We start from the raw sequence: 21,090 nt of genomic DNA, 5'->3' as shown, positions 1-21,090 counted from the left end.
AATGCTGATTCCTCGTCGTGTGAAGTACCGTAAGCAGCACCACCCCAAGCGTTCTGGTGCTGCCAAGGGTGGGACCGAGCTCGCCTTCGGCGAGTACGGCATCCAGGCCCTTGAGGGCGGCTACCTGACCAACCGTCAGATCGAGGCCGCTCGTATCGCCATGACCCGCTACATCAAGCGTGGCGGAAAGGTGTGGATCAACGTCTACCCCGACCGTCCCATGACCAAGCACCCCGCCGAGTCCCGTATGGGTTCCGGCAAGGGTACCCCTGAGTGGTGGGTCGCCAACATCAAGCCGGGACGTGTGCTCTTCGAGCTGTCCGGTGTGCCGGAGGAGGTGGCCCGTGAGGCCATGCGTCTGGCCATCCACAAGCTCCCCATGAAGGCCCGGTTCATCTCTCGTGAAGGTGGTGCCCACTGATGGCAAAGCTGAAGGCTGCCGACCTGCGACAGCTCTCTGGGGATGAGCTGCGCAGCAAGGTGAGTGAACTGAAGGAAGAGCTGTTCGGGCTGCGTTTCCAGGCCGCCACGGGTCAGCTCGAGGACACTGCCCGCATCCGTGAGGTCCGCAAGGACTTGGCGCGGGTCTACACCGTGCTCCAGGAGCGCAAGCTCAACATCATTGACGACCCTGACGCCACGAAGGAGGCCTGACCATGAGCGACAACACTGCGCAGCGTCAGACGCGCCGCAAGGTTCGCGAGGGCCTCGTCGTGTCCGACAAGATGGACAAGACGATCACCGTTGCCGTGGAGGACCGCTCCAAGCACCGTCTGTACGGCAAGGTCATGACCACGACCACCCGTCTCAAGGCGCATGACGCCAACAACGAGGCAGGTATCGGTGACCGGGTGCGGATCATGGAGACCCGTCCGCTGTCGGCGACCAAGCGCTGGCGCCTCGTCGAGATCGTCGAGAAGGCCAAGTGACCTGATCCCCTCCAGCAGTCCGACCTGCTGAGAGCAATGGCCCGTCCCAATGGGGGCGGGCCATTTTCCATCCGCTGCGAGCGGAACGGACCGCTGCGCAGAATTAGCTCTCATACTCCAAATGAGGTACCCTGTACAAGTTGCCCTGCGACTGTGCCTTCGCCGATGCTCCTGCTGACGCGATCTGGGACCTCTCGCGGGCCGTGCCGCGTGCCCCTCGAGGTACGGGCTTCCTCCTGGCAAAATCCAGGGGGTTCGTTTCGATGAGTCCCACCAGGCCCGAGAGGGAACCAGCGGGGCAAAGGAGAAATAAATGATTCAGCAGGAGACGCGACTCAAGGTCGCCGACAACACGGGGGCCAAGGAACTCTTGTGCATCCGTGTTCTCGGTGGGTCCAAGCGTCGCTACGCCAGTCTCGGTGACACCATCGTGTGCACCGTCAAGGACGCCATCCCGGGCGGCAACGCCAAGAAGGGGGAGGTCGTCAAGGCCGTCGTCGTCCGTACCACGAAGGAGTGCCGTCGTACCGACGGTTCCTACATTCGTTTCGACGAGAATGCCGCCGTGCTCATCAAGGCCGACAACGAGCCTCGTGGTACCCGTATCTTCGGGCCGGTCGCTCGTGAGCTGCGTGACCGCAAGTTCATGCGCATCGCCTCGCTCGCTCCGGAGGTGATCTGAGTGAAGTCCCTCAAGATCAAGAAGGGTGACCGCGTCAAGGTCATCGCCGGCAACGACAAGGGCACCATCGGTGAGGTTCTCTCCGTCGACCCCAGGCGTGAGCGTGTGGTCGTCTCTGGTGTCAACATCCGCAAGCGTCACCGTCGCGAGATGCCCAATGCCCAGGGTGGTACCACTCCCGGTGGCATCATCAGCGCCGAGGCCCCGATCCACGTGTCGAACGTCCAGCTCGTCACCAAGATCGATGGCAAGGATGTCGTCACCCGCGTCGGTTACCGTCGTGAGGACGTGACCAAGCGTCGCCCCGATGGTTCGGAGTACGCCGCCCAGCGCAGCGTCCGTTACCTCAAGAAGGAGGAGTCCAAGTGAGCACTGACGCCCCCGAGAAGACGACGCACAGCATGCCCCGCCTCAAGCAGCGCTACCGGGAGGAGATCGTCCCGGCGCTGCAGGAGGAGTTCCACTACGCCAACCCGATGCTCATTCCCGGTCTGGAGAAGATCGTGGTGAACATGGGTGTCGGCGACGCTGCCCATGACTCCAAGATCATGGACGGTGCCATTCGCGACATCACCGCCATCACCGGTCAGAAGCCGCAGGTGACCCGTGCTCGCAAGTCCATCGCGCAGTTCAAGCTGCGTGAGGGCCAGCCCATCGGCTGCCACGTCACCCTGCGTGGTGACCGCATGTGGGAGTTCGCCGACCGCCTGTTGACGTTGGCCCTTCCCCGTATCCGCGACTTCCGTGGTCTCAATGCCAACCAGTTCGACGGCAACGGCAACTACACCTTCGGTCTGTCCGAGCAGGTCATGTTCCTCGAGATCGACCAGGACAAGATCGACCGTGTCCGTGGTATGGACATCACCTTCGTGACCACTGCCAGGACCAACGACGAGGGCAAGGTGCTGCTCAAGCACCTCGGCTTCCCGTTCAAGGCCAAGGACGATCCCAAGAAGGCCCGCGCCAAGCGTGGACCGGCTTACTACGCCAAGAAGAAGAAGAAGTGAGGCTCTGATGGCGAAGACAGCTCTCAAGGTCAAGGCAGCCCGCAAGCCCAAGTTCGGCGTGCGCGCCTACACCCGCTGCCAGCGCTGCGGGCGTCCGCACTCGGTTTACCGCAAGTTCGGACTGTGCCGCATCTGCCTGCGCGAGATGGCCCATGCCGGCGAGCTTCCCGGCGTGACCAAGTCGTCCTGGTGACCCACCGCCTCCCTGCGGTGCCTTGACACACCGAATCCGGGGCAGAGATGTTTTCCGGGTTCACCCCAATCATCCGACGCACCAGGTCCAGCACCCCGTTCCCTCACGAACCGATCGGGCTGGAAACCGATGCGAGAAAGAAGCCGAACAGCCATGACCATGACTGATCCGATCGCAGACATGCTGACTCGTCTGCGCAACGCCAGCTCGGCGTACCATGACTCGACGAGCATGCCCTCCTCCAAGATCAAGGTCGGAATTGCCGAGATCCTCAAGGAGCAGGGTTACATCGCCGATTACACCGTCAGCGATCCCCAGGAGGGCGAGGTCGGCAAGACCCTCGTTCTCACCCTCAAGTACGGCGAGAACCGTGAGCGTGCCGTTGCGGGCGTGCGTCGTATCAGTAAGCCCGGTCTGCGCGTCTACGCGAAGGCCAACGCCCTGCCGAAGGTTCTCGGCGGGCTGGGCATTGCCATCATTTCCACCTCGAAGGGTCTGCTGACTGATCGTCAGGCCCACGAGCAGTCCGTGGGCGGGGAAGTCCTCGCCTACGTGTGGTGACCGGTCGAGACAGTAAGGAGTAGAAAATGTCGCGTATTGGCAGGCTCCCCATCACCGTCCCGTCCGGTGTTGAGGTGAAGCTGGATGGCCAGGACGTCGAGGTGAAGGGCCCCAAGGGTGCTCTGAATCTCTGCGTCGCCGAGCCTATCGCAGTCGACAAGAACGACGAGGGACAGATCGTCGTCACCCGTCCCGACGACGAGCGGGAGAACCGCTCGCTGCACGGTCTGACGCGCACCCTCATCAAGAACATGGTCATCGGTGTCACCGAGGGCTATGAGAAGAAGCTTGAGATCCAGGGCGTTGGTTACCGTGTCATCGCCAAGGGCCCCAAGCAGTTGGAGTTCAACCTGGGATTCTCCCACCCGGTGATCGTCGACGCCCCCGAGGGCATCACCTTCGCCGTGGAGAACCCGACCCACTTCTCGGTGCAGGGCATCGACAAGCAGCTGGTCGGCGAGGTTTCCGCGAACATCCGCAAGATCCGCAAGCCTGAACCCTACAAGGGCAAGGGTGTCCGTTACGTCGGCGAGAATGTACGCCGCAAGGTTGGAAAGGCAGGTAAGTGACGATGGCAAACTCCCTGCATATTCACAAGCACCTGTCCTCGCGTACGGCTTCCCGCACCCGTCGCCAGATCCGTGGTCGCAAGAGGGTCTTCGGCACCGTCGAGCGTCCTCGCATGGTCGTGACGCGCTCGTCCAAGCACATCCTCGTGCAGGTTGTCGACGACGTCGCCGGTCACACCCTGGCCAGCGCCTCCTCGATGGAGGCCGACGTGCGTGCCCTCGACGGCGACAAGACCGCCAAGGCAGCCAAGGTGGGCGCCCTCGTGGGCGAACGCGCCAAGGCTGCGGGGATCGACAAGGTCGTTTTCGACCGCGCGGGCAACCAGTACCACGGACGGATCGCTGCGCTGGCCGATGCGGCCCGCGAAGCCGGTCTGGACTTCTGACCACGAAAGGTAAGTGAGCAACGATGAGTGAACCCCAGCGCCGCGGTGGCGGTGCAGGTGAGCGTCGTGGCCGCGACGACCGTCGTGGCCGCAACAACGAACGCGAGAACAATCAGTACCTCGAGCGCGTCGTGGCCATCAACCGCGTCGCCAAGGTCGTCAAGGGTGGACGTCGCTTCAGCTTCACCGCTCTGGTGGTGGTTGGCGACGGCAACGGCACCGTTGGCGTCGGATACGGCAAGGCCAAGGAGGTGCCCACCGCCATTGCGAAGGGCGTCGAGGAGGCCAAGAAGCACTTCTTCCACGTGCCGCGCGTCGGCCGTACCATCACCCATCCGGTGACTGGTGAGAAGGCTGCCGGTGTGGTCCTGCTGCGTCCGGCCTCCCCCGGTACCGGTGTGATCGCCGGTGGTTCGGCCCGTGCTGTCCTGGAGTGCGCCGGTGTGCACGACGTGCTCGCCAAGTCTCTGGGTTCGGCCAATGCCATCAACGTCGTTCAGGCAACCGTTGCTGCCCTTCAGCAGCTCGAGGAGCCCGAGGAGATCGCACGCCGTCGTGGTATGCCTCTGGAGGACGTTGCCCCGGCTGCTCTGCTGCGGGCCCGCAAGGAGGCCGACGAGGCCGCCGCTGCAGCTCGTGCAGAAGCGAAGGCAGGTGCCTGATGAGCAAGATCAAGGTCACCCTGAAGAAGTCGGGTGTCAATGCCAAGCCGAAGCATCGCGAGACCCTGCGCAGCCTTGGGCTGCGTCGTCCCGGTGACTCGGTGATGAAGGAAGACCGTCCCGAGATCCGCGGTATGGCCAACGCCGTGCGGCATCTCGTGATCATGGAAGAGGTGGACTGACATGGCTATCGAGCTTCATGACCTCAAGCCCGCCCCCGGAGCCCACAAGTCCCGTACCCGTGTGGGTCGCGGTGAGGGTTCCAAGGGCAAGACGTCTGGACGCGGTACCAAGGGAACCGGCGCTCGCAAGAACGTTCCCGAGTGGTTCGAGGGCGGCCAGATGCCTCTGCACATGCAGATGCCGAAGTTCCGCGGTTTCAAGAACCCGTTCCGTACCGAGTACCAGGTCGTCAATCTCGACAAGCTCGCAGCGCTCTACCCCGAGGGTGGCACTGTGACCGTTGACGATCTCATCGCCAAGGGCGCGGTGCGTGACAACGAGCTCGTCAAGGTGCTCGGCACCGGTGAGCTGACCGTGGCACTTGACGTCAAGGTCGATGCCTGGTCCAAGTCGGCCAAGGAGAAGATCGAGAAGGCAGGCGGCAGCGTCTCTGAGCGCTGAGACAGCTTGACCTGAACCTTTCGGGGCGGTGACTTCCTAGAAGTCACCGCCCCGATTGTCTTTTCCACAAGCGATTTCCACGATGTTGCATTTCGGTCAATCTTGTTTCATGTGACGAAACTGTGGTCTCACCTGTGTAATATCAACTCACACATTGCGGCGGGCTGGACCTGCCCGATGCGTGATTCGTGCAGAGCATCGACCGTGCCTGTGGTGTTGACAACGACATGTCGACACTGATGTGCCTTCCGAACCGTTGCTGGCACGAATCCGCGACGGTTGCGTGGGGGACGACCTCACACTCGAGAAAGGACGCTCGTGCTCAAGTACTTGCTACGACGTCTTGTCAACTACGTGGTGCTGCTGTTCATCGCCGTGTCGTTGGCCTATCTGGTGGCCTCGGCGGCGTTGGATCCGCGAAATGCCTTTGATCGCACCAATCCGAAACTCAACTGGGATTCGGTCAATGCGACGTTGACCGATTACAACATCAATCCCGACACCAGTATCTGGACACGATACGTTCGCTGGCTCGAGATGGTCTTCGGCCACTGGAACTGGGGCTGGACGCCGCACGGGGAGTCGATCAATGCCCTGCTCGGCACCCGGATCGGTGTGTCCATCCGCCTGGTGACCATCGGGGCCATCATCGGCATGGCCGGTGGTGTCGCGGTCGGCGCATGGTGCGCGGTACGGCAGTACAAGGCCGGCGATCGAATCGTCTCGTTCATCTGCCTGTTGCTCATCTCCACCCCGACGATGGTGCTGGCGGTACTGCTCCAGATGGGTGGTACGGCATTCAACCAGGCCACTGGCACGGCGTTCTTCCAGTTCATCGGGGAGACGGGAGCACATGGCGACTACTTCGGTGCCGAACTCCTCAGCCGTATGCAGCACCTCCTGTTGCCCACCATCTCGATGTCTGCCCTGAGCCTGGCGAGCTATTCGAGGTACCAGCGCAACCTCATGCTCGACACCCTGGGTGCGGACTACGTGCGCACTGCTCGAGCCAAGGGTTTGCGCAAGGGCCGGGCCGTCAAGCACCACGCCCTGCGCAATGCCATCATCCCGATGGCGACCTACTTCGCCTTCGGCGTGGCCCTCATCTTCACCGGTGCGGCAGTGACCGAGCAGGTCTACGCCTGGAACGGCATGGGTTCGTACTCGGTGACCTCGATCCAGCAGCAGGACATCAATGGCACGGTGGCAGTCGTGGCCTTCTCCGGCGCCTGCACCCTCACCGGTGCACTGCTGTCCGATCTGCTCATCGCCATCATTGATCCCCGAGTCCGGGCTCGGTGAGGAAGGTAATCATGACTGATCCCTCGAACAGCCCGAGCTTCGAGCTCAACACCCCGTCCACCGGGCCCCATGGCACCGTCAAGGGGGGCAATGCCGACACGGCATCCACCATCGACAACCGGGTGAGGAAGAATGACGATCACCCGACCGACGGCAGGCGACTGTCTCGTCGTCAGTTGGTGCTTCGACGGTTCTGGCGTTCCGTGGGGGCGAAGGTCGGCACGATCGGACTGGCCCTCGTCATCCTGCTGGCCCTCATCGGCCCCATCTTCGCCAACTGGGACTACTCGGTGGCCGACACCTATGCCTTCCTCACCCCGCCAGACTCCACACACTGGTTCGGCACCAACCAGGGCGGGTTCGACCTGTTCGCCATGACCCTGCGTGGTCTGCGCAAGTCGTTGGTCATCGGCTTCGCCGTGGCCTTCCTCGTGGAGTTCCTGGCGGCCATGATCGGCGCCTCGGCCGCATACTTCTCCGGCATCACCGAGAAGATCATTCTCTGGTTCATCGACCTGCTCCTGGTCATCCCGTCCTTCCTCATCATCGCCATCATTGCCCAGCACTCGGCATCCTCGGGAAGCTCGACGTGGATCCTCATCATTCTGTTGACCGCATTCAGCTGGATGCTGTCGGCACGCGTCATCCGTGCCATGACCCTGTCGGTGGTGAACCTGGACTACGTCCATGCAGCCAAATTCATGTCGGTGCCGCCGTTCACCATCATCGTCAAGCACGTGCTGCCCAACATCGCGAGCTACCTCATCATCGACTTCACCCTCGGGGTGGTCTCGGCGATCATGAGTGAGACGATCCTGTCCTTCTTCGGGTTCGGCGTGCAGAAGCCCGAGACCTCACTGGGCACCCTGCTCGCCGACGGGACGAGGTCGGCAACCACCACTCCGTGGCTGTTCCTCTTCCCGGCCGGCATCCTCGTGATCCTGTTGCTGAGCGTCAACTTCATCGGAGACGCACTCCGTGACGCCCTCGACCCGTCGTCCCAGTCTGGTGGTCAAGCATGAGCAAGAAAGAACACAAGACCTTCGAGTCCAGTGCCCTGCCGACACCTGTCCCGGGAGTGCCCGTGCTGCAGGTTGAGGATCTCAACGTACGGTTCCCCTCCGAGGACGGTGTCGTCCACGCGGTGCGTGGGGTCAACCTCACGGTGCATGCCGGTGAGATCCTTGGTGTCGTGGGGGAGTCCGGCTCCGGAAAATCCGTCACCTCGATGTCGGTCATGGGGCTGCTCGACGACAACGCCAAGGTCGAGGGATCCATCAAACTGCACGGTACCGAGCTGCTCGGCCGCAGTGACGAATGGATGTCCGACGTGCGAGGTGCCCAGATCGCCATGGTCTTCCAGGATCCGCTGTCGTCGCTCACGCCGGTGTACACGGTCGGTGACCAGCTCGTCGAGGCGCTGCTGGTGCATGATCCCGGACTCGGCAAGTCGCGCGCCTGGGATCGTGCCGTCGAACTGCTCGACATGGTGGGTATCCCCAACCCCAAGGTGCGTGCCAAGGCCTTCCCGCACGAGTTCTCCGGTGGTATGCGTCAGCGCGTCATCATCGCCATGGCCATCGCCAACAACCCCGACCTCATCATCGCCGATGAGCCGACCACGGCATTGGACGTGACGATCCAGGCTCAGATCCTCGATCTGCTGCGCGTTGCCCAGCGGGAGACCCATGCCGGCATCATCCTCATCAGCCACGACCTCGGCGTCGTCGCCGGACTCGCCGACCGCGTCTCGGTGATGTATGGCGGTCGGATCGTGGAGTCCGCGTCGGTGGAGGACGTCTTCTACCACGCACGTCATCCCTACACGATCGGTCTGCTGGGGTCGCTGCCACGCCCGGACCTGGACAAGACCGAGACCCTCACCCCGGTCGAGGGCAACCCACCGTCGCTGCTCAATCTGCCGCCGGGCTGCCCGTTCGCTCCGCGATGCCCGATGGCCGTCGATGCGTGCCGTCAGAGTGAGCCAGACCTGGTGGACACGGACCTGCACGATCACCTCGCGGCCTGCATCCGTTCCTCCGACCTCGTCGACGTCGACTACTACCAAGTGTATCCGCGTCCACAGAGTGCCAGGGCACGGTCCAAGCGGGCGCTGGAGCTTGCCGAGCGTGAGGCCCTCACCGATGTCCTCGAGCTCGATGGGCTCGTCAAGACCTATCCGCTCATGAAGGGGTCGGTGTTCAAGCGCCGGGTGGGCACCGTCCACGCCGTCGACGGCATTTCGTTTCGTATCAAGGAGGGCGAGACGCTCGGCCTGGTCGGTGAGTCCGGTTGCGGCAAGACGACGACGATCATGTCGATCCTCGAACTTGCCGCCCCCGAGGATGGACGGGTTGTCGTGCTGGGCAAGGACACCAGGAGACTTGACCGTGCCGACCGCAAGACGGTGCGCCAGGACCTGCAGGTCGTCTTCCAGGACCCGATGGCGTCCTTGGACCCGCGCATGCCGATTCACGACATTCTGGCCGAGCCGTTGAAGTACAACGGTTGCCCCAAGGACGACATCGCCGATCGGGTGAGTGAACTCATGGGCCTGGTCGGTCTGGAACCGGCCCATGCCAACCGGTACCCGCGTAACTTCTCCGGAGGCCAGAAGCAGCGCGTGTGCATCGCTCGGGCACTGGCCCTGGAGCCCAAGCTCCTCGTGCTCGACGAGCCGGTGTCGGCCCTGGACGTCTCGATTCGTGCCGGGGTGCTCAACCTGCTGGAGAAGCTTCGCGAGGAGATGGGGCTTGCCTACCTGTTCGTGGCGCACGACCTGTCGGTGGTGCGGCACATCGCCAACCGGGTGGCCGTCATGTATCTGGGACGCATCGTCGAACTCGGCGAGATCAGTCAGGTCTTCGACCACCCGATGCACCCGTACACCCAGGCACTGCTCTCGGCCATCCCGGTGCCCGACCCGGCCAAGGAACGGGCCCGTAGCCGGATCATCCTCGAGGGCGACCTGCCCTCACCGGCAGCCCCGCCCAGTGGTTGCCATTTCCATACCCGGTGCCCGAAGTTCAAGCTGTTGAGCCCCGAGGAGCAGGTGAGGTGTCGGGAGCAGCGGCCCGGTCTGGACTACCCGGATGCGAACAAGGACCGACGGGTGGCCTGCCACTACCCGGAGTCGGTCTCGGCGTTCTGAGGTGGCCGGTCGGCACCGATCAACGTGTGTCACGATTGGGTCACAATTTGATCTCAGGATGGCAAAAAGACGTCATGGGTCAGAAGAAGTGTGCAAAAGTTGGCTCACTATCACACCACGGGTGAGTGCTCACTCGTCATCAATCGGAGGTAGCGGTGCGTAAGTCAGTAACAGCAACGGTCGCCATGCTTGCGGTCGGCTCGCTGGCCCTCACGGGTTGTGGCCAGAAGAACCAGAGCAACCCGAATGCGGGCAAGGGCGGGGGAACGACCAGCAAATCCGCTCCACTGCAGGACCTCAACATCAAGTCCCGTGACGAGGTCAAGGACGGTGGCACTGTCCGGTTCTCCATCGAGACCTTGCCGACGACGTGGAACGCCCTGCACATCGACGGTAACACGGTGGATCTCAGCACCACCATCATGGGTTTCGTCGGGGCGAACAACTTCGACATCGCCGAGGACGGCACCCCCAAGCCCGACACCGACTACCTGCAGTCCTACGACGTGCAGACCAATGGCGGCAAGCAGGTCGTCACCCTGCACCTCAACCCGAAGGCCAGGTGGAACTCCGGGCGCACCATCGACTACACCGACTACCAGGCCACCTGGAAGGCCAACAACGGTGCCAACGAGGACTTCAAGATGGCCAGCTCGGACGGTTTCAACCAGATCGAGTCGGTGAAGAAGGGCGACAAGGACACCGACGTCGTCATCACCTACAAGGCCACCTACCCCGACTGGACCGCCACGTGGAGCAGCGTCATGCCCAAGGAGGGCGTCGGCACCCCCGAGACGTTCAACAACGGCTGGAAGCAGTTCAAACCGGAGTGGTTCACCGGTCCGTTCACCCTGGACCGCATCGACCAGGCCCAGAAGACCCTGTACCTCAAGCGCAACCCCAACTGGTGGGGGGAGAAGGCCAAGCTCGACACCGTCTCGTTCCGTGCCATGGACCCGGCCACCATGTCCAAGGCCTTCGCGAACAAGGAGATCGACGTCGTCGACGACATCATCACCAAGGACGCCTACGAATCGGCCAGGAAACGTGACGACGGCGAGCTGCGTCAGGCAGGTTCCACGCAGTGGCGACACATCACCTTCAACGCCAAGTCTGGCCCGCTGCAGGACAAGAACGTCCGTCAGGCCATCGCCAAGGGCCTGGACCGGGAGTCCATCGCTCGTTCCGACCTCGCCGGTCTGCCGGTCGATGCCGCCTCGGTGATGCTCGGCAACCACTTCTTCATGCCCGGTCAGAACGGCTACACCGACAACAGCGGTGGTTCCAAGTACGACCCCGAGGCCGCCAAGAAACAGCTCGACGAGGCCGGGTGGAAGTCCGACGGCGGCACCCGCACCAAGGACGGCAAGCAGCTCGTCGTCAACTACTCCCTGCTGACCGGTGTGCCCACCTCCGACAACGAGGGGCAGTTGTTCAAGCAGGACATGGAGAAGATCGGCGTCAAGGTGAACTTCGTCAACACCCCGCCCGACGACATGTCCAAGGTGCTCACCTCGCACTCCTTCGACACCATCAGCTTCACCTGGCAGGGCACTCCGTACCCGATGGCCAACGTGCGTCAGATCTACGGTGCCAAGGCAGAAGGGTCCAAGCAGCCCTCGGAGGCCAACTACTCCCAGCTCATCGATCCGCGCATCGAGAAGCTCATCTCCCAGGTGGACACCGAGATGGACGTCAAGAAGCGTCAGGAGCTCGCCAACGAGGCCGACAAGCACATCTGGGACGACGTCATGACGCTGCCGCTGTACCAGCGCATCAAGTTCACCGGTGTGCCGAAGAACCTGGCCAATGTCGGTGCCTCCACCTTCCAGACCACCCGTGCCGAGGACATCGGCTACCTCAAGTGAGTGATTGCCCGGTTGGTCGGTGACGTGGGGGCGGGTCCGTGTGGCTCTCCCCCACGTTCGCGTCTGGGCACGCCGCATCCATCCCGGTGGCCATCGGCTCGGCGATACGCCCCCACGTTCGCGTCTGGGCACGCCTCTCCGGTGCAAACTGTTGATCCGCTGGTGCTCGCTCCCCATGTTCGGACACGGTGCGACGCCGTCCTGCGGCTGAGGTCTGGGGTGGTGGGGGAGCCTCTCTGGTGGTGCTGGCTGTCTGCGCCGTGGTGGCCGACTTTCCCGTGTTTTTCTCGATGCGAGACGGTCCCGTCGGCGCTGTGGACAGTCGGGCTCACATGAGGATGGACAGCACGACGAGGGCGGCAGTGATGCCGATCGTCACCCAGTTGGGGCGCATGGCAACGGTTGCGGGGCCATCGGGATGACGCTCCACCTGCTCCATCTCGATGAGGTGGGCCGTGTCTGCGGCGTCCAGACTCAGCCGGACGGGGCGCTGCGCACCGTCAATGATCTCGGTGTGCGTGTGTGCTGGGCCACCGTCCTGGCCGGTGAGGCGTCCGTGTGAACCCCGGGCAGGAGCGGCCCAGGCCCGTACCTTCCTGGTCCTTCCCTCGGCAGGGTCGGCTGTGAGGGTGAGTCCCCAGTGCGGACTCACCGAGGTCAGTGCTGCCCATGAGACGTCCCAGATGCGGAACTGGTTGATGACGTGGACGCCGTCGTCGTCGATACGCACCGCGGCAAGTCCCCAGAACAGCCACACCATCCACAGGAACAACCCGATGGTGGGCAGGTGCGTCAGCCCAGAGGCCAGGCCGATCCTGCTGGCGTCCCACACCAGCAGGCACAGGCAGATCACCGCAATCACCGTGGTTCCGATGCGTCCTGCATGGGAAGAGATGATGACAGGTGGTCGCATGTCGGCTCCTGGACTGGGAACTCGTGTCGGACGAACGGTTGGGGCGGGGTTGTAGGTTGACGGTGTTGCCCATGATGGGGTGCCCATCGCCCGGGGCCATGTGTCAGGCAGCACATGCCTGGCAGGGGCGCTCTGGGCCGGAACCTCCGATCCTCAGCCTAGGAGCTTGCTCCAAAATGTGGTGTGTGGGCTCGGAATTGATAGGCTACCCCAGTCGAGTCGTGTCGATGAGCCCGGTTCGGGGCGCGACACCTCGATTACCAAGCACGAGATGATGGGAGCGGACACGGATGCTTTCCGCCTTCGCGAATGCGTTCCGGACGCCAGACCTACGCAAGAAGATCTTCTTCACGATTGGCATCCTGGCTATTTTCCGACTGGGGTCGGTGCTCACCGTACCCAATGTCAACATGGCAAACATCCACACCTGCCAGGCGCAGGCCAGCTCCAGTGGCGCTGCCAGCCTGTACACGATGATCGACATGTTCTCCGGTGGTGCGCTGCTGCAGCTGGCGATCTTCGCGCTGGGAATCATGCCCTACATCACGGCATCGATCATCCTGCAGCTGTTGACGGTCGTCATTCCCAAGCTCGAGGCGCTGAAGAAGGAGGGTGCAGCCGGGCAGAACAAGATCACCCAGTACACCCGCTACCTCACGCTGGTGCTGGGCGTTCTGCAGGCCACCGCATTCGTCACCATGGCTGTTTCGGGCACGCTGTTCCAGACCTGTCAGCTGCCCATCGTCTATGACGAGAACATCTTCCTCGTCGTCGTCATGGTGCTCACGATGACCGCCGGTACCGCCATCGTCATGTGGCTGGGTGAGCTCATCACCGAGCGCGGCGTCGGCAATGGCATGTCCATCCTCATCTTCACCCAGATCGCCGCTCGGTTCCCCGGGGCCATGTGGCAGATCAAGACCTCTCGCAATGGTGCTGGTCAGGCCCATGCCTGGTTCATCTTCCTGCTGGTTCTCGCCGTCGGACTGTTGGTCATGGCAGCCGTCATCTTCATCGAGCAGGGCCAGCGCCGCATCCCGGTGCAGTACGCCAAGCGCATGGTTGGTCGACGCATGTTCGGCGGTACCACCACCTACATCCCGCTCAAGGTCAACCAGTCCGGCGTCATCCCGGTGATCTTCGCCTCGTCGATCCTGTACCTGCCGGTGCTCTATGCCATGTTCCGTCCCCAGTCGAAGGGCGCTGCATGGATCAACCACTACTTCGTGCGTGGTGACCACCCGCTCTACAACATCGTCTACTTCCTGCTCATCATCTTCTTCTGCTACTTCTACGTGTCGATCACCTTCAACCCGGTTGAGATGAGCGACAACATGAAGAAGTACGGCGGCTTCATCCCGGGAGTACGGGCCGGAAAGCCCACGGAGGACTACTTGGCGTATGTGCTCTCCCGTCTCACGGCACCCGGTTCGCTGTACCTCGGCCTCATCGCGATGATCCCGACCCTGGCGCTGGTGTACCTGCACTCCAACCAGAACTTCCCGTTCGGCGGCACCAGTATCCTCATCGTCGTGGGTGTGGCCCTGGACACCGTCAAACAGATCGAGAGCAAGCTCCAACAACGTCACTACGAAGGATTCCTCACATCATGAGAATGCTCATCATGGGCGCCCCGGGCGCCGGCAAGGGAACTCAGGCCGGAGCAATCGCCGAGCACTACGGCATCCCGGCCATCTCCACCGGGGACATGTTCCGCACCAATATCAAGAACGGCACCGAACTCGGCCAGAAGGTCAAGTCCATCATGGACGCCGGCGACCTCGTCCCCGATGAGCTCACCGATGCCATCATCGCCGATCGACTGAACCAGGACGATGCCGCCGACGGCTTCCTGCTGGACGGCTACCCACGCAACATGCACCAGGTTCAGTCCCTCGACGAGTACCTCACCGAGCATGGCCAGGCACTCGATGCCGTCGTCAGCCTTGACGTCGATCCGCAGCTGCTCATCGAGCGGCTGCTCAAGCGTGCGCAGATCGAGGGGCGCTCCGACGACAACGAGGAAACTATCCGCAATCGCATGGAGGTCTACACCGACCTCACCCAGCCACTCCTGGACCACTACGAGAAGGCCGGGCTGCTCATCACGGTGGATGGGGTCGGTGAGATCGACGCGGTTCGCGAGCGCGTCCTCGCTGCCCTTGACGACAAGACCTCGAACGCCAAGGACTGAGACCTGATGTTGGGTCGTCACCGCATACAGACGAAGGCCCCCGATGAGATCCGCACGATGCGTCGTGCGGGCCTCGTCGTTGCCGAGGGACTGGCGCAGATGGGAAGGGCCGCGGTGCCCGGCGCCACGACGGCCGACATCGACCGAGCCGGTCGGCAGGTGCTGCGTGCCCACGGTGCGGAGTCGAACTTCCTCAACTACGGAGCCGAGTGGGGCATCCCGCCCTACCCGGGCGTGGCGTGCGTGAGCGTCAACGAGGTCATCGTCCACGGCATACCCGACGAGCGCGAACTGCACGACGGCGACATCGTCTCGATCGACTTCGGTGCCATCGTCGAGGGGTGGCACGGTGATGCCGCACGGACCTTCTGCGTCGGGGAGGTGTCCGAGGAGGCCCGTCTGCTCAGCGAACGCACCCGGGAAGCCATGTGGGCAGGCATCACGCAGATTCGTCCCGGTCATCGCATTGGTGACGTCTCAGCTGCCGTGCAGGCCTCGGTGGAGTCCTGGGACCACCCCTACGGCATCGTGCGCGAATACACCGGACACGGTATCGGTACCGAGATGCACATGGACCCCGACGTGCCCAACTGGGGGCGCCCTGGACGGGGAGCCAGGATCGCCGAGGGCATGTGCCTGTGCGTCGAACCCATGGTGACCCTGGGCGATGACGAGAACGACGTCCTGGATGACGAGTGGACCGTGCGCACCATCGACGGTTCCTGGGCCGCACACTGGGAGAACACCGTTGCCGTGACCCCCGGTGGCCTGTGGGTGCTCACCGAGCCCGATGGTGGCCAGGCCGAACTCGAGGCCAGGGGAGTGCCCTTCGCGCCCCTGTGCTGAAGTGCCGGCCGTTGCACGGGAGCGAGGGGGATGCGATGCCGAGCGATGTCGAACCATACGATGACGTTCCGGAGGATCCGGAGGAATTGCGTCATGCCGAGGAATCGGCCGGCTCTGCTCGGGCAGGTCACAAGATCGTCGTATGGGTCCTCGTCGCGCTGATCGTTCTCGGCATGACCCTCGGTTTCGTCATCTGAGGCAGGGTGCGGGTGGACAGACGTGACTCTCGGATCGATGTGACGTGGCGGTCTGCCCTGCCTTGCATCGGCGCATGACATTCCCGTGGTCGCTGTCGATGACGGGTTCTGAGGAGATGACCTGGCGATCCGCGACCCGATTTGGGAATGATCCACTCGTCCACTATTCTTGACCCTTGGTTTCGTGTGCGCGGAATCATTCACGCCCGGAGTGGGTGTGACAGTCAAGCGAATAGGACGTAATGGGCAAGAAAGAAGGGGCGCTCGAGCTCGAGGGAACTGTTGTCGAGGCACTGCCGAACGCCATGTTCCGAGTCGAGTTGACCAACGGACACCGCGTCCTTGCCACCATCAGTGGCAAGATGCGTCAGCACTACATTCGTATTCTGCCGTCAGACCGCGTCGTCGTTGAGTTGTCTCCCTACGACTTGACTCGTGGTCGCATCGTCTACCGTCACAAGTGACGTTGCTCGCTGGCGGTTCCAGCACAGGCACCGAATCAGGTGCACCTCTCAGAGTGCTTTCCGTGCTCTGAGAAATCCATCCAGATCCCTGCAGGGGATCGTTACGCGAAAGAGATGCTTGATGAAGGTTCGCCCGAGCGTCAAGAAGATGTGCGACAAGTGCAAGGTCATTCGTCGCCACGGTCGCGTGATGGTCATCTGCGACAACCCGCGCCACAAGCAGCGTCAGGGCTGAGCCCTCGCCGCGGACGGGATCGCAGGCCATCGCGCCAGCAGGAATGCAGAGGTTCGACCTCTGAGGTCCACCGTCAGACTCGCCAGCCAGACGAGTGTGGCGTACGAACTGCACAACTGAAGATCGCAGACGACATCCTCAGATGTCGTCAACCATGACCATCGCCTGCGAATGCGCATCAGCGCTGCCGGGGCCGCACCGGAAGCTCACAGGTCCGGTGTGTGGTCATGACCCACAAACGTGGATGCACGTCCCGGGACCCAGCTCGAAACCATCGAGCACGGATCTGGGCCACCACCCCCGGACGAAGGCTGGGGCCTCATCGGACGAACCATTCTCGTCCACAGCCACCACAGGTGATGAGGACGCTCCACGCCAGACACCTTCGCGGCCCTCACCGAGGGTCGTCAATGATGAAAGGGATGCCACATGGCACGCCTCGTTGGAGTCGACCTGCCGCGCGACAAGCGCCTCGAGGTCGCATTGACCTACATTTTCGGAATCGGACACACCCGTGCCCTGGAGACTCTCAAGGCCACCGGTATCAGCGGTGACCTGCGCGTCCACGAGCTGAACGACGAGCAGCTCGTCGCCCTGCGTGACCACATCGAGAACAACTACCAGGTCGAGGGTGATCTTCGTCGCGAGGTCTCCGCCGACATTCGTCGCAAGATCGAGATTGGTTCCTACCAGGGACGCCGTCACCGCAGCGGTCTGCCCGTTCGTGGTCAGCGCACTCGTACCAATGCCCGTACCCGCAAGGGCCGCAAGAAGGCTGTTGCCGGCAAGAAGAAGGCCAAGTGAGTGTGAACCCCGTCCCATGTGACTCAGGTCACATGGTCGATCCGGGCCACTCGCCGACTTTCTGCGCAGACCACACCGAACAGGAGTAAGAGACAATGGCTACTGCAGGCCGTAGGGGCGGCGCACCCAAGCTGCGCCGCAAGGAGAAGAAGAACGTCGTCGCCGGTCAGGCGCACATCAAGAGCACGTTCAACAACACCATCATCGCCATCACTGACCCCACTGGTGCGGTGATCTCGTGGGCCTCCGCCGGCACCGTCGGCTTCAAGGGCTCGCGCAAGTCAACGCCGTTCGCCGCTCAGATGGCCGCCGAGGCTGCTGGACGCCGTGCCATGGAGCATGGCCTCAAGCGCGTCGACGTGTTCGTCAAGGGCCCGGGATCCGGTCGTGAGACCGCCATCCGGTCGCTGGGTGCCATCGGTCTGGAGATCGGACCGATCTCCGACGTCACCCCCGTTCCGCACAATGGATGCCGCCCGCCCAAGCGTCGCCGCGTCTGATCCCCTCCCAGAGCACAAAAGGACTGATACATCATGGCCCGTTACACCGGCCCACTCACCAAGAAGTCCCGTCGTCTCGGGACCGATCTCGTCGGCAACGACAAGTCGTTCGAGCGCCGCCCGTACCCCCCGGGTGTGCACGGCCGCGGACGCACCAAGGACTCCGAGTACTCCCAGCAGCTGCACGAGAAGCAGAAGGCGCGTTACGCCTACGGCGTTCTCGAGAAGCAGTTCCGTCGCTACTACGTCGAGGCCGACCGCTCCGACGCCAAGACCGGTGACATGCTGCTGCAGATCCTCGAGTCGCGCCTCGACAACGTCGTGTACCGCGCTGGTCTGGCCGCCACCCGCCGTCAGGCCCGTCAGCTCGTGAACCACGGACACTTCCTGGTCAACGGCAAGAAGGTCAACATCCCCTCCTACCGGGTGAGCGCCCACGACATCATCGACGTGCGCGAGAAGTCCAAGGACCTGCACCCGATCGTCGTGGCCCGTGAGACCATGGACACCCGCCAGATCCCGGCCTGGATGGAGGTCCGCCCCAACAAGGGACGTATCCTCATCCACCAGCTGCCGACTCGCGAGCAGATCGTTATCGACGTCAACGAGCAGGCCATCGTCGAGCTCTACTCGAAGTGAGTGGTGCAGGGGGGCGACCCCTTGCATTCCCCGAGCGGGTCATGGCCCTGTGCGCGCCCACCAGATGGATGGTTGTGTTCGGGGTTGGGTCTGTTCGGGATCTTGTGAGGGGGCGAGCCCTCACAATCCTGCTTTCCCCGGGTCGGCTGTGGTCGGCCCGGGGTGTCACAATCGAATAATCTCCCGGCGGGGAGTTCCCGTCATCCTGTTCCCCTCTGCGCCTTCATATAGCGGTTGGCGCGAAAGGAAAGAAAAATGCTCATCGCCCAGCGTCCCACCCTGACCGAGGAATCGGTCTCCGAGTTCCGCTCCAAGTTCGTCATCGAGCCCCTGGAGCCCGGTTTTGGCTACACCGTCGGAAATTCCCTGCGTCGCACCCTGTTGTCGTCCATCCCGGGCGCGTCGGTGACGAGCATCAAGATCGAGGGCGTCCAGCACGAGTTCTCCACCATCGAGGGAGTCGTCGAGGACGTCACCGAGATCATCCTCAACCTCAAGGAGCTCGTCCTGTCCTCCGAGGAGGACGAGCCCGTCGCCATGTACCTGCGCAAGTCCGGTGCCGGCGAGGTCACTGCTGCCGACATCAACCCGCCGGCCAGTGTGACGATCCACAACCCCGACCTGCACATCGCCACCCTCAACGATGACGGACGCATCGAGATGGAACTCATCGTCGAGCGTGGCCGCGGCTACGTCTCCGCCGCCCTCAACGAGGACCCGGACGCCGAGATCGGACGTCTGGCCGTCGACTCCATCTACTCCCCAGTGCTCAGCGTGAGCTACAAGGTGGAGGCCACCCGCGTCGAGCAGCGCACCGACTTCGACCGTCTCGTCGTCGACGTGGAGACCAAGCCCTCCATGCTGCCGCGCGACGCCGTTGCCTCTGCCGGCCGTACCCTCGTCGAGCTCTTCGGCCTCACCCGGGAACTCAACGAGGATGCCGAGGGCATCGAGATCGGGCCGGCCCCGGTCGACGAGCAGTATGCCGAGAGCGTCTCGACCCCCGTCGAGGATCTCGACCTCACCGTGCGGTCCTACAACTGCCTCAAGCGTGAGGGCATCCACACCGTGGGTGAGCTCATCTCGCGTTCCGAGCAGGATCTGCTCGACATCCGCAACTTCGGATCCAAGTCGATCGACGAGGTCAAGGAGAAGCTGGCCGAACTTGGTCTGGCCCTCAAGGACTCCAACCCCGACTTCGACCCGCTGGCTGCCGCCGACAACTTCGAGGCCGAGCAGGCCGGTGACGAGGACCAGGGCGACGAGGACTTCGCCGAGACCGAGCAGTACTGAGTGGTCGTGGCGCCTGAAGCGCCACGACCGGCAAGGGGGATACCCCTTGCACCCCGCGTGGTGTGCTGCCCCACATCGTGATGACGATCAGCGCAGTTGGGCACGCGCCCCACGCGCGGGCTACAATTTCAGAGTTTCTGCCCGTCGGTGACATGTCGCTGACGGGTGGTGGCCAAGGAGGTGGACCTTGGCCGAGCCCCCGCGTCAGCGGGGAGGGGAGGGCAACCGTCCTCCCTCCAGCCGGATCGTGGCGAGTCCACCTGCTCGCCGCGCCGACCCACAAGGAGTTAAGACATGCCACAGCCGATGAAGGGTCCGCGTTTCGGTGGAAACGCCGCCCACAGCCGTATCATCCTGCGCAACCTCACCAGCCAGCTCTTCGAGCACGGTCGTGTCGTGACCACCCTGGCCAAGGCCAAGCAGGTGCGCCCGATCGCTGAGAAGCTCATCACCCGCGCCAAGGTGGACACCGTCGCGAACCGCCGCATCGTCAACAGGACGATCACCGACAAGGGCGTCTCGCACGTCCTGTTCACCGAGATCGCCCCGATGATGGCCGAGCGCAACGGCGGCTACACTCGCATCACCCGCATCGGTGACCGCAAGGGTGACGCCGCTCCGATGGCCGTCATCGAACTCGTCACCGACAAGCCCGCAGCCAAGGACACCGCCGACGACGTCAAGGCAAAGATTGCGCAGGCCGACGAGTCCGCCGAGGACGCGCCTGCCACGCCGGCCGCAGCCGACGATTCCGAGGCCGATGCCCCGGCAGAGGAGACCTCAGCCGACAAGGCCTGATCCTCCTACCACTTTCTGCTGTGCCCCGCTTGAGTTCGCTCGGCGGGGCACAGCCATGTGTGGTGTCCGCCAGTTGCCGGGTCGTGTCGCCGCACATCTCGGCGACACTTCTTGCGCATTCTTTCTTGCCCGTGGTCCAGCCATCTGGTGCCCTCCCACCGGAAGGTCGCGGTGTGGACGTGGACCAGACGTTTCCGAATGGTGCCTCAGTGGGCCTGCCATCCTTGGTGCAGACAAATAGACTGGAGAAGTGACCGACCGACTCCGTATCGC

The 21,090-nt window shown here is 63.1% G+C and carries 29 protein-coding genes; 28 read left to right on the top strand and 1 reads right to left on the bottom strand.

Annotated features, from left to right (window positions below):
- Position 1: 1 nt before the first annotated feature.
- From rplP to ACP8JZ_RS07155, 17 genes are all read left to right on the top strand, one after another.
- A complete protein-coding gene (rplP, locus tag ACP8JZ_RS07235; protein ID WP_021104893.1) occupies positions 2-421 on the top strand; it encodes a 50S ribosomal protein L16 in 420 nt (139 codons plus the stop codon).
- Complete coding sequence (gene rpmC / locus ACP8JZ_RS07230) at positions 421-654, top strand: 50S ribosomal protein L29 (RefSeq protein ID WP_021104894.1); 234 nt, start codon at positions 421-423, stop codon at positions 652-654. The genes rplP and rpmC overlap by 1 nt, the downstream gene beginning before the upstream one ends.
- A gap of 2 nt (positions 655-656) precedes the next feature.
- Positions 657-929 carry a 30S ribosomal protein S17 gene (gene rpsQ, locus ACP8JZ_RS07225; protein WP_021104895.1) on the top strand — a complete coding sequence of 91 codons (273 nt, stop codon included), beginning with the start codon at positions 657-659 and terminating at the stop codon, positions 927-929.
- Positions 930-1,242: 313 nt separating this feature from the next.
- Positions 1,243-1,611 (top strand): 50S ribosomal protein L14, encoded by a 369-nt coding sequence (gene rplN, locus ACP8JZ_RS07220; RefSeq protein WP_021104896.1) that lies wholly within the window; start codon positions 1,243-1,245, stop codon positions 1,609-1,611.
- Positions 1,612-1,980 carry a 50S ribosomal protein L24 gene (gene rplX, locus ACP8JZ_RS07215; RefSeq protein ID WP_023034333.1) on the top strand — a complete coding sequence of 123 codons (369 nt, stop codon included), beginning with the start codon at positions 1,612-1,614 and terminating at the stop codon, positions 1,978-1,980.
- Positions 1,981-2,012: 32 nt separating this feature from the next.
- The gene (gene rplE / locus ACP8JZ_RS07210) at positions 2,013-2,618 is read left to right on the top strand and encodes a 50S ribosomal protein L5 (RefSeq protein WP_371415876.1); all 606 of its coding nucleotides are present in this window, start codon (positions 2,013-2,015) and stop codon (positions 2,616-2,618) included.
- A gap of 7 nt (positions 2,619-2,625) precedes the next feature.
- Complete coding sequence (locus ACP8JZ_RS07205; RefSeq protein WP_021104899.1) at positions 2,626-2,811, top strand: type Z 30S ribosomal protein S14; 186 nt, start codon at positions 2,626-2,628, stop codon at positions 2,809-2,811.
- A gap of 153 nt (positions 2,812-2,964) precedes the next feature.
- The gene (gene rpsH / locus ACP8JZ_RS07200; protein ID WP_306517272.1) at positions 2,965-3,372 is read left to right on the top strand and encodes a 30S ribosomal protein S8; all 408 of its coding nucleotides are present in this window, start codon (positions 2,965-2,967) and stop codon (positions 3,370-3,372) included.
- A gap of 26 nt (positions 3,373-3,398) precedes the next feature.
- Positions 3,399-3,941 carry a 50S ribosomal protein L6 gene (gene rplF / locus ACP8JZ_RS07195; protein WP_021104901.1) on the top strand — a complete coding sequence of 181 codons (543 nt, stop codon included), beginning with the start codon at positions 3,399-3,401 and terminating at the stop codon, positions 3,939-3,941.
- A gap of 2 nt (positions 3,942-3,943) precedes the next feature.
- Entirely contained in the window at positions 3,944-4,327 is a 384-nt protein-coding gene (gene rplR / locus ACP8JZ_RS07190; RefSeq protein WP_306517273.1) for a 50S ribosomal protein L18, read from the top strand.
- Positions 4,328-4,350: 23 nt separating this feature from the next.
- Positions 4,351-4,989 (top strand): 30S ribosomal protein S5, encoded by a 639-nt coding sequence (gene rpsE / locus ACP8JZ_RS07185; protein ID WP_021104903.1) that lies wholly within the window; start codon positions 4,351-4,353, stop codon positions 4,987-4,989.
- On the top strand, positions 4,989-5,171 hold the full coding sequence (gene rpmD, locus ACP8JZ_RS07180) for a 50S ribosomal protein L30 (RefSeq protein WP_021104904.1): 183 nt from the start codon (positions 4,989-4,991) through the stop codon (positions 5,169-5,171). The genes rpsE and rpmD overlap by 1 nt, the downstream gene beginning before the upstream one ends.
- A 1-nt stretch (position 5,172) precedes the next feature.
- Entirely contained in the window at positions 5,173-5,613 is a 441-nt protein-coding gene (rplO, locus tag ACP8JZ_RS07175; protein WP_023034331.1) for a 50S ribosomal protein L15, read from the top strand.
- A gap of 318 nt (positions 5,614-5,931) precedes the next feature.
- Positions 5,932-6,915: an ABC transporter permease gene (locus ACP8JZ_RS07170; RefSeq protein WP_023034330.1), complete on the top strand. Its 984-nt coding sequence runs from the start codon at positions 5,932-5,934 to the stop codon at positions 6,913-6,915.
- Positions 6,916-6,926: 11 nt separating this feature from the next.
- On the top strand, positions 6,927-7,937 hold the full coding sequence (locus ACP8JZ_RS07165) for an ABC transporter permease (protein WP_023034329.1): 1,011 nt from the start codon (positions 6,927-6,929) through the stop codon (positions 7,935-7,937).
- Positions 7,934-10,066, top strand: a complete 2,133-nt coding sequence (locus ACP8JZ_RS07160; protein ID WP_306517274.1) for an ABC transporter ATP-binding protein — start codon at positions 7,934-7,936, stop codon at positions 10,064-10,066. Before ACP8JZ_RS07165 ends, ACP8JZ_RS07160 begins: the two co-directional genes overlap by 4 nt.
- A gap of 185 nt (positions 10,067-10,251) precedes the next feature.
- A complete protein-coding gene (locus ACP8JZ_RS07155) occupies positions 10,252-11,934 on the top strand; it encodes an ABC transporter family substrate-binding protein (protein WP_371415877.1) in 1,683 nt (560 codons plus the stop codon).
- Positions 11,935-12,262: 328 nt separating this feature from the next.
- Here ACP8JZ_RS07155 and ACP8JZ_RS07150 read toward each other — a convergent pair whose 3' ends face one another.
- Positions 12,263-12,847 carry a hypothetical protein gene (locus ACP8JZ_RS07150; RefSeq protein WP_306517276.1) on the bottom strand — a complete coding sequence of 195 codons (585 nt, stop codon included), beginning with the start codon at positions 12,845-12,847 and terminating at the stop codon, positions 12,263-12,265.
- Between the two features lie 290 nt (positions 12,848-13,137).
- Here ACP8JZ_RS07150 and secY point away from each other — a divergent pair, with 290 nt between their 5' ends.
- From secY to rplQ, 11 genes are all read left to right on the top strand, one after another.
- The gene (secY, locus tag ACP8JZ_RS07145; RefSeq protein ID WP_021104910.1) at positions 13,138-14,460 is read left to right on the top strand and encodes a preprotein translocase subunit SecY; all 1,323 of its coding nucleotides are present in this window, start codon (positions 13,138-13,140) and stop codon (positions 14,458-14,460) included.
- Positions 14,457-15,041 (top strand): adenylate kinase, encoded by a 585-nt coding sequence (locus ACP8JZ_RS07140; RefSeq protein ID WP_484482329.1) that lies wholly within the window; start codon positions 14,457-14,459, stop codon positions 15,039-15,041. Before secY ends, ACP8JZ_RS07140 begins: the two co-directional genes overlap by 4 nt.
- Before the next feature lie 6 nt (positions 15,042-15,047).
- Positions 15,048-15,887: a type I methionyl aminopeptidase gene (map, locus tag ACP8JZ_RS07135; RefSeq protein ID WP_484482328.1), complete on the top strand. Its 840-nt coding sequence runs from the start codon at positions 15,048-15,050 to the stop codon at positions 15,885-15,887.
- A 35-nt stretch (positions 15,888-15,922) separates the two neighbouring features.
- Complete coding sequence (locus ACP8JZ_RS07130; RefSeq protein WP_155942685.1) at positions 15,923-16,084, top strand: hypothetical protein; 162 nt, start codon at positions 15,923-15,925, stop codon at positions 16,082-16,084.
- 242 nt (positions 16,085-16,326) lie between these two features.
- A complete protein-coding gene (gene infA / locus ACP8JZ_RS07125; protein ID WP_021104914.1) occupies positions 16,327-16,548 on the top strand; it encodes a translation initiation factor IF-1 in 222 nt (73 codons plus the stop codon).
- Positions 16,549-16,669: 121 nt separating this feature from the next.
- Positions 16,670-16,783 carry a 50S ribosomal protein L36 gene (gene rpmJ / locus ACP8JZ_RS07120; protein ID WP_021104915.1) on the top strand — a complete coding sequence of 38 codons (114 nt, stop codon included), beginning with the start codon at positions 16,670-16,672 and terminating at the stop codon, positions 16,781-16,783.
- 429 nt (positions 16,784-17,212) lie between these two features.
- Positions 17,213-17,587, top strand: a complete 375-nt coding sequence (rpsM, locus tag ACP8JZ_RS07115; protein ID WP_021104916.1) for a 30S ribosomal protein S13 — start codon at positions 17,213-17,215, stop codon at positions 17,585-17,587.
- Between the two features lie 95 nt (positions 17,588-17,682).
- Complete coding sequence (gene rpsK / locus ACP8JZ_RS07110) at positions 17,683-18,087, top strand: 30S ribosomal protein S11 (protein WP_021104917.1); 405 nt, start codon at positions 17,683-17,685, stop codon at positions 18,085-18,087.
- 33 nt (positions 18,088-18,120) lie between these two features.
- Complete coding sequence (rpsD, locus tag ACP8JZ_RS07105; RefSeq protein ID WP_021104992.1) at positions 18,121-18,726, top strand: 30S ribosomal protein S4; 606 nt, start codon at positions 18,121-18,123, stop codon at positions 18,724-18,726.
- Between the two features lie 255 nt (positions 18,727-18,981).
- Positions 18,982-20,019 carry a DNA-directed RNA polymerase subunit alpha gene (locus ACP8JZ_RS07100; RefSeq protein WP_023034321.1) on the top strand — a complete coding sequence of 346 codons (1,038 nt, stop codon included), beginning with the start codon at positions 18,982-18,984 and terminating at the stop codon, positions 20,017-20,019.
- A gap of 294 nt (positions 20,020-20,313) precedes the next feature.
- Positions 20,314-20,817: a 50S ribosomal protein L17 gene (rplQ, locus tag ACP8JZ_RS07095; RefSeq protein ID WP_484482327.1), complete on the top strand. Its 504-nt coding sequence runs from the start codon at positions 20,314-20,316 to the stop codon at positions 20,815-20,817.
- Positions 20,818-21,090: the final 273 nt, after the last annotated feature.

The sequence above is a fragment of the Cutibacterium sp. LaCa_286 genome (assembly GCF_057198075.1).
Note: the sequence above shows the minus strand (reverse complement) of the source record. Positions and strands in the feature narration are given on the sequence as shown.